This window comes from Hymenobacter profundi (genome assembly GCF_019334315.1).
Classification (GTDB): domain Bacteria; phylum Bacteroidota; class Bacteroidia; order Cytophagales; family Hymenobacteraceae; genus Hymenobacter; species Hymenobacter profundi.
In genome coordinates this window covers 1-3,147 of record NZ_JAHWGL010000186.1, presented here as the reverse complement: position 1 = coordinate 3,147, position 3,147 = coordinate 1, and the positions used below count along the sequence as shown (strand labels likewise).

Below are 3,147 nucleotides of genomic sequence, written 5' to 3'. Positions count from 1 at the left end.
TCCCAGATTTTATCAAATAAGGACTTGGGCATGGGGTGGGGTGGTCTATTTCATCAGCCCGTCATGCTGAGCGAAGCGGAGCGTAGTCGAAGCATCTCTACCGCTTCGTTGTAGCCGATTAGGATTACTCACGGTAGAGATGCTTCGACTACGCTCCGCTTCGCTCAGCATGACGGGCTGCTTTGCTCTGCTTTATTTCTCACTTCACTTCAAAAACTTACTCAACGGCCACCAACTTCTCCTGCTCTACCAGCGCGTGCAAATCGTGGTCTTGCACTTCCTTTTGGCAGTCGGCCAGCACCAGGAACGAGGCGTAAGCTTTGTTGAGCGACTGGCCGCCGAAGGCGTAGCCGAGCTTCTGCAAACGGTAGGCCAGCGCGGCGCGGCCTGAGCGGGCAGTAAGCACAATAGCCGAGTCGGGGGCACCTACCTCCTGCGGATCAATGATTTCGTAGGTAGCGCGGTGCTTAATCACGCCATCTTGGTGGATGCCGCTGGAGTGCGCAAAGGCGTTGGCGCCCACGATGGCCTTGTTGGCCTGCACCGGCATCTGCATCAGGTGCGACACCATGGCCGAGGTTTCGGTGAGCAGCTTGGTGTTCACGCCTGTAGTCAGGCCCAGGTCGCCGTGCTGGCGCAGTACCATCACCACTTCTTCCAGGGCCGTGTTGCCGGCCCGCTCCCCTACCCCGTTGATGGTGCACTCAATCTGCCGAGCCCCGTTGATGACGCCCGCAATGGAGTTGGCGGTGGCCATGCCCAGGTCGTTGTGGCAGTGGGTGGAAAGGGTCACATTCTCGATACCGCGCACGTTATCAGCTAGGTACTTAATCTTGGCGCCGTACTCGGAGGGTAGGCAGTAGCCGGTGGTGTCGGGGATGTTGAGGACGGTGGCGCCGGCTTTGATAGCCGCTTCGCACACGCGGGCCAGGAATTCGTTGTCGGTGCGGCCGGCGTCTTCGGCGTAGAACTCCACGTCCTCCACAAAAGATTTAGCCAGTTTCACGGCGGCTACGGCGCGCTCCACTACGTCCTGTTGGGTGGTGCGTAGCTTGTGCAGCACGTGCAGCTCGGAGGTACCGATGCCGGTATGAATGCGGGGGTAGCGGGCCTTGCGCAGGGCATCGGCGGCCACGCGAATATCGTTTTCCACGGCGCGGGTCAGACCGCACACGGTGGCTTCGCGGGTTTGGGCGGCAATGGCCTCCACGGCGGCAAAATCGCCAGGACTCGACACCGGAAAGCCCGCCTCGATAACATCCACGCCGAGTAGTTCCAGCTGCCGGGCAATTACAAGTTTCTCTTCCTTGTTTAGCTTGCAGCCCGGCACTTGCTCGCCGTCGCGCAGCGTGGTATCAAATATCTGGATGTTGTGCGCTCCCATAGTAGATGCGAAAATTGTGAGCAGATTTCAGTCTACTAACTACGGCGGGAAAGTTGGGCTTCGGAAAAGGACATTGGAAATTGTTACTATTTCTAATGCCTTGAACATTTCCAAAAGCGTTTGATTACCATACTATTAACTTCCGCATTCTTACAATGCCAAACGAAGCAGGCGAATCGGTATTTCAGCTCATCAAGTCGCTGACGCGCTCCGAAAAACGGCATTTCCGACTATCGGCCGACCGCCCCGGGGCGGCCGAAGATTTGAAGTTTTTGCAGCTGTTCGACGCTCTCGATCAGCTCCCACACTACGACGAAGAACGAATTCTGACGCTGGCACCAGCCATAAAAAAGGTGCAACTCGCCAACCTCAAGGCTAATCTTTACCGGCAATTATTATCCGATTTGCGCCTCTATCACGCGGGCCAGAACGTGGATATTCAGTTGCACGAGCAGTTGGGCTACGCCCGCGTGCTCTACAACAAAGGCTTCTATCAACAGAGCCTAAAAATGCTGGACAAGGTGAAGAATATTGCCTACCAACAACAACTCTCCCACATTGCCCTGCTGGCCCTGGATTTCGAGAAGCTGATTGAATCGCAGTTCATCACGCGTAGCCTAGAGGGTAGGGCTGAGGAATTGGCGAGTGAGTCGGCCGGTACGGCGGGGCAGGTGAGCCAGCTCCACACACTGTCGAATGCGGCGTTGCAGATGTATGGGCTCTACCTGAAAACCGGCCATGCTCGCAACCAGCAGGACTACGAGCAGGTAACGGCGTTTTTCCGGACCACCCTACCTCCTACCAACGTGCAGCGGGGTGGCTTCTTTGAGCAGCTATACTACTACCAGGCGCACGTGTGGTACTACACCATTGTGCAGGATTTCAGAGCTGGCTACCGCTACGCCTACAAGTGGGTAGAGTTGTTTGAGCACACGCCGGATATGAAAAACCAGCAGACCATGCTCTACATCAAGGGCGTGCACAACCTGCTGGCGTATCTGTTCAACACCTTATACTATAGCCGCTTTCGGGAAGTACTGGCTACGTTGAAAGCGTTTGCCGCCGACCCTAACCGGCGCTCTACCCCCAACATTGAGGCGCTGCTGTTTCAGTACATCGCCACCAACGAAATCAACCTGCACTTCTTGGAAGGTCGCTTCACAGAGGGATTGACGTTGATTCCGGGCTTGTTGGGGCAGCTAGACGAGTACCGGCTGCAACTCGACATGCACCGCCGCCTAGTGTTCTACTACAAGATTGCCAGCCTCTACTTCGGCAGTGGCGACAACGAGAAGGCCATTGAGTACCTCACCAAAATCATCCAATTCAAGGAGGTGAGCCTGCGCGAGGACATCCAATGCTTTGCCCGCATCCTAAACCTGATTGCCCACTACGAAGCCGGCCAAGATGAGGCCCTGGACTATCAGATTAAGTCGGTGTACCGCTTCCTGGGCAAGATGAACGAGCAGCAGCAGATGCAGGTCGCTATCTTCCGCTTCCTGCGCACTGCGGGCGACCTCACGCCCGGCGAACTGAAAGGCGCGTTCACCAACCTCAAAAACCAACTCATCGCCATTGCCGTGAACCCACTGGAGCGCCGGCCTTTCCTCTACCTCGACATTATTTCCTGGCTGGAAAGCAAGATTGAAAATGTGCCAGTGCAGGAGATTATGCAGCGGAAGTTCCGGGCGATGAAGTGAGTTTGTGAAGTGATACTGGCGCGGGGCTGTGCCCCGTGCCGACTATGCGTAGGCCTCTGGCCT

Annotated in this window: 2 protein-coding genes; one reads left to right on the top strand and one right to left on the bottom strand. The window is 56.2% G+C overall.

The annotated features are described in order from the left end of the window. Positions 1-217: 217 nt before the first annotated feature. Complete coding sequence (locus KYK14_RS21725; protein WP_185280656.1) at positions 218-1,384, bottom strand: 2-isopropylmalate synthase; 1,167 nt, start codon at positions 1,382-1,384, stop codon at positions 218-220. A 155-nt stretch (positions 1,385-1,539) separates the two neighbouring features. Between KYK14_RS21725 and KYK14_RS21720 the strand changes: the two genes are divergently transcribed. Further along, complete coding sequence (locus tag KYK14_RS21720) at positions 1,540-3,084, top strand: hypothetical protein (RefSeq protein WP_219161745.1); 1,545 nt, start codon at positions 1,540-1,542, stop codon at positions 3,082-3,084. The last annotated feature ends 63 nt before the right edge of the window (positions 3,085-3,147 follow it).